We start from the raw sequence: 14,450 nt of genomic DNA on the forward strand, positions 1-14,450 counted from the left end.
ACGAGCCTGCGTCACTGCTGGGCCCTCCACATTTCTTCGAGCATGGTGATCTGGTTCTGGTCGAGGTCGAGCAGGTCGAGGTCGGACGGCGTGCGACCGGCGGACGAGCCGCCGACCGCCCAGGCGGCGAGCAGGTCGAGGGCGGCGAGCCAGCCGTCCGTCAGCTCGCCCACCGTGTTCCGGGAAAGGGCTTCGCCCGCCCAGACGAAGGTGGCGGCGAGTTCGGGACCGTCCGGCCCGTTCTCGATCTCCGCGTCGACCGCGAGGGGGTGGGAGAGCGGCAGGTCCGGATCGGGCCGTACGGCGAGCGCGTCGGCCTCCGCCGCAGGACCCCACACGGACTGCGTGCGCGCGGTCTGCCGGCCGAGGTAGTTCCACAGGATCTCCGGGCCGGTGCCCGGCGCGAAGAACCCCGCCGTGGCCGCGTTCGCGTACCGCAGCAGCCCCGCGCCGATGCCCCCGTCCGGAACTCCCCGGACCCGCTCCTTGATCTCCTTCAGCGCGGTCCCCGCGTCCTGGGTCCCGGCGGCCACGGCGGCCGGGTCGTAGCCGTCGGCGGTGAGCCGCAGCGGATAGACGCCGGTCAGCCAGCCGACCGTACGGGTGAGGTCGGCGCCCGGCACCAGGTCCTGCTCCCGGCCGTGCCCCTCCAGCTCCACGGTGAGGCCGGCCGTCGCACGTCCCGCCCGCGCCGCCCAGTCGCCCACGGCGATCGCGAGCGCGGTGAGCAGCGTGTCGTTGACGGTGCCGTGGAAGGCTTGCGGCACCGCCGACAGGAGCGGCTCGGTGCGCTCGGCCGACAGCCGTACGGTCAGCCGCCGGGCCGTCGCCACCGTGTCCCGCGCCGGGTCGAGCGGACGCTCGGTCAGCAGCCGGGCGCCGGGCGCCGCAGCCTCCAGCCACCGGTCCAGCTCGGCAGCCCGGCGCGGGCTGTGCGCCTCGGCGAGCAGCCCCGCCGTCCAGGTCCGCAGCGCCGTCGGTACGGGTTCGAGCGCGGGCGCCTTCCCGGCCGCCGCCGCCTCCCAGGCGGCCCGCAGGTCGGGCAGAAGGATCTGCCAGGACACCTCGTCCACCACCAGATGGTGGGCGACGAGCAGCAGCCTGCCGGGCTCACCGGGACCGGCGTCCAGGTGCACGGCCCGTACGGTCGCCCCGGACTCCGGGTCCAACGCGTCGGCGGCACGGTCCGATTCGAGGGAGACCAGCTCCTTCAGCGCCTCGCTGGTGATCCCGGTCGCGTCGACGGTACGCAGCACCGACGCGGCCGACAGCGCACCGGCCGGGGCCACCTCGGCGCTCCACACACCGGGCCGCGTCACTGTCAGCACCTGCCGGAGTCCGTCGTGGAGGTCGAGCACCGCCTGGAGAGCGGTCACGAGATCGGCGTGCCGGACACCGGCGGGCACCAGGATCAGACGCGCCTGGCAGAACCGGCGGAACGGGCCGCCGCGCTCGGCGAACCACCGTGCCACCGGAGGCAGGACGAGCGGCCCCACTCCCTGCTCGGCGGGGCGCACGGCGACCGTGGCGTCCGCCGTGGGCGCGGCGACGGCGGCGAGCCCCGCGGGCGTCGGGTGCTGGAACACCTGGCGGGCCGTCACCTTGAGACCCGCCTTGCGGGCCCGGCTCACGAACCGGATGGAGACGATGCTGTCGCCGCCCAGCTCGAAGAAGTTGTCCCCTGGGCCCACTGCGGGCAGCCCCAGGACCTCGGCCATGAGCCGCGCGAGCAGCTCGGCGGGGCCTTCGTCGGGCAAGGGACCCGAGACGGGGGCCGGCGCGGAGACCCGTGGCTCCGGCGGCGCCGGCAGCGCCCGCCGGTCGAGCTTGCCGTTGGGCGAGAGGGGGATCGCCGCGATGTCCAGGAAGACGCTCGGCACCATGTACTCGGGCAGCTGCGCGGCCGCGTGCACCCGCAGCGCCTCCGCGTCGAACGACGCGCCCGCCGCGGGAACGGCGTACGCCACGAGCCTGCGGCTGCCCGGCCGGTCCTCCCGGATGACAGTGACGGCGCGGACGACGTCCGGGTGGGCGGTGAGGACGGTGTCGATATCGCCGAGTTCGATGCGGAGGCCGCGGAGTTTGACCTGGTCGTCGGTGCGTCCGAGGTAGTCGAGTGCGCCGTCGTGGCGTCGGGTGACGAGGTCGCCGGTGCGGTACATGCGGGTGCCGGGGGACCCGTAGGGGTCGGCGACGAAGCGTTCGGCGGTGAGGTCGGGGCGGGTGAGGTAGCCGCGGGCGAGCTGGACGCCGGCGAGGTAGAGCTCTCCGGGGACGCCGACGGGGACGGGCCGGAGGCGTTCGTCCAGGACGTGGACGCGGGTGTTCCAGATCGGGGAGCCGATGGAGGCGGAGACGCCGGTGGAGCCCTCCGGACGGCAGGAGGCCGCGGTGACGTCCACAGCCGCTTCGGTCGGCCCGTACAGGTTCTCCAGGGCGACGGACCGGTCACCGGCCGACTCGTGGAAACGGGCCACGAGATCGCCGGGCAGCGCCTCGCCGCTGCACACCACGACCCGCAGGCTCGGGCAGGAGGAGACCTCCACCTCGGAAACGAAGGCCGCGAGCATGGACGGGACGAAGTGGAGCACCGTGACCCGCTGCGCGCGGATCAGCTCGGCGAGGTATTCGGGGTCCTTGTGGCCCTCGGGGCGGGCGACGACCAGGGGCACGCCCTGGGCGAGGGGCCAGAAGAGTTCCCAGACGGAGACGTCGAAACTGGTCGGCGTCTTCTGCAGGACCCGGTCGGTGGCGTCCAGGCGATAGGCGTGCTGCATCCACTCCAGGCGGTTGACGATCGCCCGGTGCTCGACCATGACGCCCTTCGGCCGTCCGGTGGAGCCGGAGGTGAAGATGACGTACGCCGGGTGGTGTGGCAGCAGCGGCGCGATCCGCTCCGCGTCCGTGACGGCGCCGGGGGCGAGCCCCGCCGACTCACCCGACACGGCGGGGGAGTCGAGCACGATCCGAGGCGCCCGGACACCCTCCGGAAGGGCACTCTCCGAGTCCCGATCCGTGAGGATCGCGACCGGCTGGGCCGTCTCCGCCATGTGGGTGAGGCGGTCGGTGGGGAGGGTGAGGTCGAGGGGGAGGTAGGCGCCGCCCGCGCGGACGACGGCGTGGATCGCGACGAGGAGGTCGAAGGAGCGGGGGAGAGCCACGCCCACGACGGACTCCGGTCCGACACCGCGCCCGATCAAGAGCCGGGCGAGGCGGTTGACGCGTGCGTCGAACTCGGTACGGGAGAGGTCCTCGCCCTCGAAGACGAGGGCGGGTCCCTTCGGATCCACGGCTCCGGCGGCGACGAGGTCGGCGAGGTTCGCCGGCCCGTCCAGGACGCGCGCGGTGTCGTTCCACCGATCCAGCCGACGCAGCTCGGCCGCGTCCATGAGCTCGATCGAGGCCACGGGAGCGTCCGGCGCCGCCACCACGGCCGCGAGCAGCCGGAGCAGGCGCTCCGTCAGCCGCTCGGCACCGGACCGCTCGAAGAGATCCGTCGCGTACCGCAGACCGCCGCTGATCCCGCCGTCGGCCTCCGAGCCGCCGAAGGCGAACTCCAGGTCGAACTTCGACCCGCCGATCTCCACGGGAAGCTCGCTCGCCCGGACCCCGAACAGTTCGGCCACCCCGGTCTCGACCGAGTGGTACGTCACCATCGTCCGGAAGAGCGGATTGCGCGCCTGCGACCGCGTCCGGCCGACCGCCTCCGCCACCGCCACCGCCTCCAGCGGCAGATCGGCGTGCGAGAAGGCCGCGAGCCCGGTGTCCCGGACCCGGCCGACCAGCTCGGTGAAGGTCGGCTCGCCCGTGAGGTCGGCGCGCAGGACGAGGGTGTTGAGGAAGAATCCGACCATCGGGTCCAGCTGCTCGTCGCCCCGGCCGGAGGCCGGAGTGCCGATCGCGATGTCGTCGCCGGCGCCGAGCCGGTGCAGCAGGGCGGTGACGGCCGCGTGGACCACCATGAACATCGTCGCGCCGGAGGACCGGGCGATCCGCGCCAGCCCCGAGCCCGTCGCCGCGTCCACCTCGAACGGCACCACGTCGCCCCGGTACGAGGGCGTGGCGGGGCGCGGCCGGTCGGTGGGGAGGGTCAGTTCCTCGGGAAGTCCGGCGAGGGTCTCGCGCCAGTAGGCGGCCTGGCGTGCGGCCAGGGAGTCCTGGTCGTCGGTGTCGCCGAGCAGTTCGCGCTGCCAGAGGGCATAGTCGGCGTACTGCACGGGCAGAGCCGTGAACTCCGGCGCGTGGCCGGCGGCGCGAGCCGCGTAGGCGGTGTCCAGGTCCGCGAGGAGCGGGCCCGTGGACCACTCGTCCGTCGCGATGTGGTGCAGCAGCACGACCAGGACGTGCTCCTCGTCCGAGGCGCTCAGCAGCGTCACCCGCAGCGGGATCTCCCGCTCCAGGTCGAAGACGTGGCCGCACGCGGCCTCCGCCTCCGCGCCGAGCGCCCCGGCGGTGACCCGCCGGACCGCGAACGCCACCTCGGCCGCGCCGGGCGCCAGGACGCGCTGGTACGGCTCCCCGTCGATCTCCGTGAACACGGTCCGCAGCACCTCGTGCCGCGCCACCACGTCCTGGACCGCGGCACGGACGGCCGTCGGGTCCACCGGGCCGTCGAGCCGGACGGCGAACGGCACGTTGTACGCCGTCCCCGGGCCCCGCACGTTGTCGATCAGCCACAGGCGTCGCTGGGCGTACGAGAGGGGAGTCGGCTCCGGACGCGCCTCGGCCCTGGCGAGGGCGGGGCGGCCGGACGCGCTCCGCGCGGCGAGCCGGGCGGCCAGCGCCTCGACCGTACGCGCCTCGAACACGTCCCGTACGGAGCACTCCACGCCGAGCGCGGCCCGGACCCGGGCCGCCGCGCGGGCGGCGAGCAGGGAGTGCCCGCCGAGGGCGAAGAAGTCGTCCTCGACGCCGGCGGTGTCGAGCCCGAGCACGGCTGCGAAGACGCCCGAGAGGATCTCCTCGCGTGCGTCCCTCGGGGCCCGGGAGGGCCCGGTCACGGCGTCCGGCGGGGCGGGGAGGGCGCGGCGGTCGAGCTTGCCGTTGGGGGAGAGGGGGACGGCCGGGATGTCGATGAAGACGCTCGGCACCATGTACTCGGGCAGTCGTGCGGCGGCGTGGGCGTGCAGCGCCTCCGCCGATGCCGGAGCGTCGGCGACGACGTACGTCACGAGCCGCTGCACCCCGGGCCGGTCCTCGCGGATGACGGTGACGGCGCGGGTGACGCCCGGAGCGGCGGTGAGGACGGTGTCGATATCGCCGAGTTCGATGCGGAGGCCGCGGAGTTTGACCTGGTCGTCGGTGCGTCCGAGGTAGTCGAGTGCGCCGTCGTGGCGTCGGGTGACGAGGTCGCCGGTGCGGTACATGCGTGTGCCGGCGGGTCCGTGGGGGTCGGCGACGAAGCGTTCGGCGGTGAGGTCGGGTCGGGAGAGGTAGCCGCGGGCGAGCTGGATGCCGGCGAGGTAGAGCTCTCCGGGGACGCCGACGGGGACGGGGCGGAGGTCTTGGTCGAGGACGTGGACGCGGGTGTTCCAGACCGGGGAGCCGATCGAGGCCGAGACGCCGGTGAAGCCCTCCGGACGGCAGGAGGCGGCGGTGACGTCGACGGCGGCCTCGGTGGGGCCGTACAGGTTCTCCAGGGCGATCGTGAGGCTGCCGGAGGAGCTGTGGAAGCGGGTGACGAGATCGCCGGGCAGCGCCTCGCCGCTGCACACCACGACCCGCAGGCTCGGGCAGGACTCCGTGTCGACGCTGTCCAGGAAGGCCTGGAGCATCGACGGGACGAAGTGGAGCACCGTGACCCGCTGGGTGCGGATCAGCTCGGCGAGGTACTCGGGGTCCTTGTGGCCCTCCGGTCGTGCGACGACCAGCGGGATTCCCTGGGCGAGGGGCCAGAAGAGCTCCCAGACGGAAACGTCGAAGCTGGTGGGGGTCTTCTGGAGGACCCGGTCGGACCCGGTGAGCCCGTACGCGTGCTGCATCCATTCCAGGCGGTTGACGATGGCCCGGTGCTCGACCATGACGCCCTTCGGCCGTCCGGTGGAGCCGGAGGTGAAGATGACGTACGCCGGGTGGTCGGGCAGCAGCGGCGCCAGCCGCTCCCCGTCCGTCACCTCGGCATCCGACAGCTCCTCCAGCTCCACCCGGACCTCGGGCGCGTCGAGGACGACCGGCTCGGCCTCGCACGCCACGGGCAGTCCTCCGAGCCCTCCGAGGTCGGTCAGGACGCACACCGGCGTGGCGGTGTCCGTCATGTGGGTGAGGCGGTCGGCGGGGAGGGTGAGGTCGAGCGGGAGGTAGGCGCCGCCGGCGCGGACGACGGCGTGGATCGCGACGAGGAGGTCGAAGGAGCGGGGCAGGGCCACGCCCACGACGGACTCCGGTCCGACACCCCGGCGGACGAGGAGCCGGGCGAGCCGGTTGACCCGTGCGTCGAAGTCGCTACGGGACAATTCCTGGCTCTCGAAGACGAGGGCGGGGCCGTCCGCCCGGGCGGCTCCGGCGGCGACCAGATCGGCGAGGTTCGCCGGCCCGTCCAGGACACGAGCGGTGTCGTTCCAGTCGTGCACCACCCGCCGGCGCTCGGCCTCGTCCATCAGCTCGATCGAGGCCACCGGAGCGTCCGGTGCGGCCACCAGCCCTCGGAGCAGCCTGATGAGACGCTCCGTCAGCCGCTCGGCACCCGACCGCTCGAACAGGTCCGTGGCGTAGCGCAGACCGCACGTCATGCCGGGAACGCCCGCCCGGTCGGAGCGCCGGAAGAGGATCTCCAGGTCGAACTTGGCCGCCCCGCCCCGTATTTCGTACGCCTCGGTGTCCGTCCCGAGGAGGCGGGAGATGTCCGGGCCGCCGCCCTCGTACGCCACCATCGTCTGGAAGAGGGGGTGACGGGAGAGGGAGCGGGCGGGATTGACCGTCTCCACGACGGCCTCGAAGGGCAGGTCCGCGTGGTCGAGCGCGGCGAGGTCGGTGGAACGCACCCTGCGGAGCAGCTCCTCGAAGGTGGGACCGCCGCCGAGGTCGGTGCGCAGGACGGCCGTGTTGACGAAGAAGCCGACGAGGTCGTCCAGGGCGCTGTCGCCCCGGCCCGCGACCGGCGTGCCGACGGGAATGTCGTCACCCGCGCCGAGCCGGTGCAGCAGGACCGCGACGGCGGCGTGGACCACCATGAACATCGTCGCGCCGGACTCCGCGACGAGCCGGTCGAGGGCCGTCACCAGCTCGGGGGGCAGTTCCGCCGTGACCGTGTCGCCCCGGAACGAGGGTGTGGCGGGACGCGGTCGGTCGGTGGGGAGGGCGAGTTCTTCCGGAAGTCCGGCGAGGGCTTCCTGCCAGTAGGCGGCCTGGCGCGCGGCGAGGGAGTCGGGGGCCCCGGTGTTGCCGAGGAGTTCGTGCTGCCAGAGGGCGTAGTCGGTGTACTGCACGGGCAGCGGGGAGAATTCCGGGGCGTGGCCGGCGGCGCGCGCGCTGTAGGCCGTGTCCAGGTCGGCGAGGAACGGGCCGGTGGACCACTCGTCGGTCGCGATGTGGTGCAGCAGCACCAGCAGCACGTGCTCGTCCTCGGAGGTGCTGCCGTCGGAGAGACTGTCGGCGGCGACGCCGAAGAGGATCGCGCGCAGCGGGAGTTCGGCCGTCAGGTCGAACACCTCGGCCGCCGCAGCCTCCACGAGGTCCGGCAGGTCGGCGGCCGGCGAGCGCCGGACCGCGAACGGCACCTCGGTACCGTCGGCCGGGAGGATCCGCAGGTGCGGCTCCCCGTCGACCTCCGTGAACAGGGTGCGCAGCACCTCGTGCCGGCCCACCACGTCGCCGAGCGCCGCGCGCAGCGCGGGCGCGTCCACCGTGCCCCGCAGCCGCAGGGCGAGCGGGATGTTGTAGGTGGCGCTGGGCCCCTCCACACGGTGCAGGAACCACAGCCGCCGCTGGGCGGAGGACAGCGGGAGCGGCTCCGGGCGTTCGGTGGACCGGGCCAGGACCGGGCGGCTGTGCGCCGCGCGTTCCGCCAGCCGGGTCGCGAGCTCCGCCACCGTACGCGCCTCGAACACATCCCGTACGGTGCACGCCGTACCGGCCGCGCGGACCCGGGCCACGACCCGGGTCGCGAGGAGCGAGTGCCCGCCGAGCGCGAAGAAGTCCTCGTCGGCGCCGACGGAGGCGAGACCGAGGACCTCGGCGTAGACGGCCGCGAGGCGCTCCTCCGCCGCACCGCGCGGGGCCCGGGACGAACCGGCCGTCGTGGGGGCGGGGGCGGGAAGGGCCGTCCGGTCCAGCTTGCCGTTGACGTTCACCGGCAGGACGTCGAGGGCGACGACCGCCGACGGCACCAGGTACTCCGGCAGTTCCCCGGCGAGGGCGCGGCGCACCGCCGCCGGGTCCGCACCGCCGGTCACGTACGCCACCAGTCGGGGCACGCCGGGGGTGTCCTCGCGGACGAGGGCGGCGGCCGAGGCCACGCCCGGGTGCGCCGTGAGGGCCGCCTCGACCTCGCCCAGCTCGATGCGGAAGCCGCGGATCTTCACCTGGTCGTCGACGCGGCCGAGGAACTCGATCAGTCCGTCGGGGCGGTGCCTGGCCAGGTCGCCGGTGCGGTACATGCGGCTGCCCGACGGACCGTAGGGGTCGGCGACGAATCGCTCCGCCGTGAGGGCGGCCCGTCCCAGGTAGCCGCGCGCGTTCTGGACGCCCGCGAGGTACAGCTCGCCCGGCACACCGGGCGGGACGGGGCGCAGCCGGGAGTCCAGGACATGGGCCCGGGTGTTGTCCAGGGGGCGTCCGACCACGGGTGAGGCGCTCTGCGTGACGCGGGCGATCAGCGCGTCCACCGTGAACTCGGTCGGCCCGTAGTAGTTGACGGTCTCCACCCCGGGGACGTCCCGGAGCTCCGTCCACAGGGCGGGCGGCACCGCCTCGCCGCCGAGGAGGAAGAGCCCGGGCCGCCAGGCGCCCGTGAGGAGACCGGCGTCCAGCAGCTGCCGGCCGTACGACGGGGTGACGTCGAGGGCGTCGATCCGCCGCTCGCGCACATGGGCGACCACCGCCTCGGCGTCACGGCGCCCGTACTCGTCGAGGACGTGCAGCTCGTGCCCCGCGATCAGCCACAGCAGCTGTTCCCAGGAGGAGTCGAAGGAGAACGACGCGGTGTGCACGGCGCGGACCCGCCGGCCGAGGCGCTCGGCCACCGGGCGGTACAGCTCCCGCTCGTGGTCCCGGTACAGGTTGGCGAGCCCGGCGTGGTGCAGCCCGACACCCTTGGGGCGGCCGGTGGAGCCCGACGTGTAGATGACGTACGCCAGGTCGGCGGGGCGCGGGGCGCTCGGCACCGGACCCGAGACGGCGGCGAGCCGGGCCCGGACCGCCGGGTCGTCCAGGACCAGCCCGGCCACCCCGGCGGGGCGCGGAACGGTCGCGTCGACGGCGGCCGTGGTGACGGCGCAGACGGCTCCCGCGTCCCGCAGCATGAACTCCAGACGGTCGGCGGGGTGGTCGAGGTCGAGCGGAAGGTAGGCGCCGCCGGCCTTCAGCACGGCGAGGGCGGCCACCGCCGAGTCGGCCGACCGGGGCACGGCGAGCGCCACGACGGAGTCGGGCCCCACGCCCTCCTCGGCGAGGAGCAGCGCCAGCCGGGACACCCGGTCGCCGAGCTCCGCGAAGGTCAGCCGCTCGTCGCCGCAGACCAGGGCCGTCTCTTCGGGGGTACGCGCGATCTGCCGGGCGAGGACCTCGACCACCGTGTCGCCGGGGTGGGGGACGGAGGTGTCGTTCCAGCTCTCCAGGAGCGCCCGCTCGGAGTCGGAGCGCAGCTCGTACGAGGAGACGGGCGCGTCCGGGTCGGCCACGGCCTGCTCCAGGAGACGGAGCAGCCGTACGGCGAGGACGTCGGCCGAGTCCCGGTCGAACAGGGCGGCGGAGTAGAACACCTCCAGGTCGAGGGACTCGCCGTGCGCGGTGTCCGAGAAGGTGATGTCGAGGTCGAACTTGGTGACGCCCGGGTCGACCCGGTCCACGCGCGCGTCGAGGCCGAACAGGGCGCGCACGTCCTGGGTGACGGTGCTGTGCGACACCATGGTCTGGAAGAGCGGGTGCCGGGTGAGGGAGCGGACCGGGTCGACCGTCTCCACGACCGTGTCGAAGGGCAGGTCGGCGTGGTCGAGCGCGGCCAGGTCCCCGGTGCGCACCCGCTCCAGGAGCGTCGTGAACGACGGGTCGCCGGAGAGGTCGGCGCGCAGGACCACCGTGTTGACGAAGAAGCCGACGAGGTCGTCGAGCGCCGGGTCGGAGCGCCCTGCGACGGGGCTGCCGAGCGGGATGTCGTCGCCCGGGCCCAGCCGGTGCAGCAGGGCCGCGACGGCCGCGTGGACGACCATGAAGACGCTGCTTCCGGTCTCGCGGGCGAGCCCCCGCAGGTGGGAGGCGAGCGCGGCCGGCACCTCGCGGTGGACCATGCCGCCGGCGTTGCTCGCCACCGCCGGCCGGGGCCGGTCGGTGGGCAGGGTCTGCTCGGCGGGGAGTCCGTCCAGCGCCGCCCGCCAGTAGGCGGACTGGCGGGCCGTCAGGGACGCGGGGTCCGCCGGATCGCCGAGGAGGTCCCGCTGCCAGAGCGCGAAGTCGGCGTACTGGACGGGCAGTCGGGCCTCCGGTCGGGCGAAGTCGGGCGCGCGGCCTTCGCGGCGCGCGGCGTACGCCTGCTCCAGCCCCTTCAGGAACGGGCCCATCGACCACTCGTCGCTCGCGATGTGGTGCAGTACGACGACCAGGGCGTCGGTGCCGCCCTCGGTGTCGCGTACCACCGTCACCCGCACCGGCGCCTCGGCCGAGAGGTCGAAGAGGTGCCCGAGGGCGTTCGCCACGACCGTGTCGAACCGCTCCCGGCCGGCCTCCTCCACCCGCAGACGCACACCGGCGTCCTCCGGTGCCAGCACCCGCTGGTACGGCTCGCCGGCACGGTCGGCGAAGACCGTGCGCAGGGCTTCGTGGCGGGCCACGACGTCCCCGAGCGCCGCGTCGAGCGCGTCCGTGTCGAGGGCCTCGTCGAAGCGTGCCACGAACGGGATGTTGTACGTGGTGCTCGGCCCCTCCAACTGGTGCAGGAACCAGAGCCGCCGCTGCGCGTGGGAGAGCGGCAGCACCTCGGGCCGGACGCCGGCGGTGAGCGCGGGCCGGTTCGCGGTCTCCGAGCGCGTGCCGAGCCGGTCGGCCAGCGTCGCCGGGGTGCGTGCCTCGAAGACGTCCCTGACTCCGCACTCGGTGCCCAGGGCGCCGCGGACCCGGGCGGCCACCCGGGCGGCGAGCAGGGAGTGGCCGCCGAGGTCGAAGAAGTCGTCGTCGGGGCCGACCGAGGCCAGGTCCAGGACGTCGGCGAAGACACCGGTGAGGATCTCCTCGCGGGCGTCGCGCGGGGCCCGGCCGGCGGCCGTGGTGAGCCCGGTCAGGTCGGGCGCGGGCAGCGCCCGGCGGTCGACCTTGCCGTTGGCGGTGAGCGGGAAGGCGTCCAGGACCACCACGGCGGACGGCACCATGTATCCGGGCAGCCGCTCGGCGGTGGCCCGCCGCAGGGCGTCGGGGTCCGGGGTGCCGGCGTCGGCGGCGGTCACGTAACCGACCAGGAGCTGCGAGCCGGGGACGTCCTCGCGGACCACGACGACCGCGCGACCCACCTCCGGACGGTTCGTCAGAACGCTCTCGATCTCGCCGAGTTCGATGCGGAAGCCGCGGACCTTGACCTGGTCGTCGGCGCGGCCGAGGAAGTCGAGCCGGCCGTCGGGGCGGCGACGGACCAGGTCGCCCGTGCGGTACATCCGGCTGCCGGGCGGGCCGTACGGGTCGGCGACGAAGCGTTCGGCGGTCAGGGCGAAGCGGCCCAGATAGCCGCGGGCGAGCTGGGCGCCCGCGAGGTACAGCTCGCCGGGGCGACCGTCCGGGGCGGGGCGCAGGGCGCCGTCGAGGACATGGGCGCGGGTGTTCCAGAAGGGCAGGCCGATGTCCGGGGTGCCGGTGTGGTCCGGGGACAGGGCGGCGGAGGTCGCCCACACGGTGACCTCGGTCGGCCCGTACACATTGGTGACCGAGGCGGCCGTACGTGCCAGCCGTTCGGCCAGCGCGGCGGGCAGCGCCTCGCCGCCGACGAGGACCTTCGTGGTGCCGAGGCAGGCCGGCCGCCCGTCTTCCAGGAGGGCGTGCCACAGCGAGGGGGTGGCCTGCACGACCGTCGGCGCGTGGGCGTCGACCAGCGCGGCGAGCGCCGCCGGGTCGCGGACGGTGTCACGGTCGGCGAGGACCACCGTCGCACCGCTGACGAGCGGTACGTGGAGTTCGAGCGCGGCGATGTCGAAGGAGACCGTGGTGACGGCGACCAGCCGGTCGCCGGGGACCATGGCCAGCTCGTGGGCCTGCATCCGAAGGAAGTTGGCGAGCGCGGAGTGCGGCACGACCACACCCTTGGGGCGGCCGGTGGAGCCCGATGTGTGGATGACGTACGCCGGGTGGGCGCCGGACGGGGTGGGAAGCGCGTCGTCGGGACCGGGCGGGGTGGCACCGAGGTCCGCCAGCGCGGCCAGCGTGTCGGGCGCGTCGAGCACGACGGTCTCCGTGCCGCGCACGTCCGGCGCGTCCGGTGCCCCCGCCAGGCTGGTGAGCACGCACACCGGGCGGGCGTCGCGGACCATGAACTCCAGCCGGTCGGCGGGGTAGTCCAGGTCGAGCGGCAGATAGGCGCCGCCTGCCTTGAGCACGGCGAGGAGGGCGACCACCAGGTCGGTGCCCCGCGGCAGGGCGAGGCCGACGAAGGTCTCCGGGCCGACCCCCCGGGCGGCGAGCAGCCGGGCCAGCGTGGTCGCCCGGGCGTCCAGCTCCGCGTACGTGAGCTCGTCCCGGCCCGCGATCAGGGCGGTCTCGTCGGGGTGGGCGAGCGCCCGTGCGGCGAACGCGTCCACGACGGTGCCGGGTTCGACGGCGTGGTCCGTCGCGGAGGCCGCCCCGGCCAGCGCGCGGAGCTGCTCCGCGTCCACCAGATCGGGGCGGCCGACGGGCACACCGGGACCGGCGGCCGCGACCGCGGTGAGGAAGCGGGCGAACTCCGAGGTGCGAGCCGCGAGCCGCGCGGCGTCGTAGGCCAGCGGATTGGCGTCGAGCTCGAGGCGGATCCGGCCCTCGGCCGCGTCGTGGTGGACGGCGAGGGTGAGGTCGTCCACCGGTCCGGCGGCGATGTTGTGCACGGTGCCCGGTGCGCCGCCGAAGTCCAGGGCGTTGTCGAAGGCCTTCACGTTGACCATCGGGCCGAGCGGGCCCCGGTCGCGGCCGACGAGACCGAGGTCGCGGCGGATGTCCTCGGCGCGGTAGCGCTGGTGGCGGCGCAGCTCACGGACACCGTCCGCGACCTCGGCGACCAGCTCGGCCGGCGTCTGCCCGGGCCGTACGGGGACCCGCAGCGGCAGTACGTTGACCACCATCGCCGGGACCGACAGCGAGGCGGAGCCCAGCCGGGCCATCGCGGGCAGCGACAGGAGCACGTCGCGCTGCCCGGTCGAGCGGTGCAGGAAGGCGGCGAACGCGGCCGTCACCACATCGGCCCAGGTGCCGCGCGCCGCCCGGGCGAGGGCGAGCACCCCGGCGGTGGTGTCGGGTCCGAGGACGGCCCCGGCACGCAGGAAGCCGGGCGCCGGGGGGAACGAGGCGCCGGAGAGCGGCTCGTGCTCGGTACGGCCCGCCAGCCGGCCCAGCCAGTGCGCGCGGTCCTCGGCGTACCGCTCGCCGTCGCGGTAGGCGCTCTCCTCGTCGAGTACGGCGGCCAGCGGTCCGAACGGGCTCGGGCCGGGTTCCTCGCCGCGGACGAGCGAGGAGTAGACCTCGGCGGTACGGCGGGAGACCAGCGAGAAGCCGTAGGCGTCGAGCGCGATGTGGTGGACGCGCTGGTACCAGAGCGTGCGGCCGGGGGTCACCGTGTGCAGGGCGAACGCGAAGAGCGGAGCCTCGGCCGGGTCGGCGGGCCTCCCCATGTCGGCGCGCATCCGGGCGAGCGCGGCGGCCTTCGGGTCGGGCTCCGCACGGTGGTCCACCACGTCGAGGACCGGCCCGCGGAAGGGCTCGTCGGCCAGGACCTGGCAGGGGACGCCCGTCTCGTCCTCCTCGAATCGGACGGTGAGGGCCTCGCACTCGTCGACGACGCGGCGCACGGCCGCCTCGAAGAGGTCCGCGTCGAGGGCGCCGTCGATCTCGACGTACTGGCCGACGTTGTAGACCGGGGAGTCGGGGGCGAGGCGCTGGCCGTACCAGACACCGGTCTGGGCCCCGGTGAGGGGGAGACGCCGCAAAGCACGCTCGGTCATGGATCTTGCTCCAGGGGTCACCCGCGGCGGACGGGGTGTCCGCCGCGGGAAGGAAAGGCGAGGAGAGGAAGGAATGAGGAAGGAATGCAGGTGGGGCGGGGCGGGGAGCGGGGCCGGGGAGGCACCGGC

The 14,450-nt window shown here is 74.6% G+C and carries 1 protein-coding gene; it reads right to left on the bottom strand.

All coding sequences use genetic code 11. The features are described from left to right. Window positions 1-11: 11 nt before the first annotated feature. Complete coding sequence (locus tag IE311_RS03535; RefSeq protein WP_189830036.1) at window positions 12-14,321, bottom strand: non-ribosomal peptide synthetase; 14,310 nt, start codon at window positions 14,319-14,321, stop codon at window positions 12-14. Window positions 14,322-14,450 lie beyond the last annotated feature (129 nt).

This window comes from Streptomyces zaomyceticus, assembly GCF_014656215.1.
Taxonomy (GTDB): domain Bacteria; phylum Actinomycetota; class Actinomycetes; order Streptomycetales; family Streptomycetaceae; genus Streptomyces; species Streptomyces zaomyceticus.

Coding starts and splice junctions, on each gene's coding strand:
- IE311_RS03535 (WP_189830036.1), bottom strand. CDS start 14,321: ATGACCGAGCGTGCTTTGCGGCGTCTCCCCCTCACCGGGGCCCAGACC.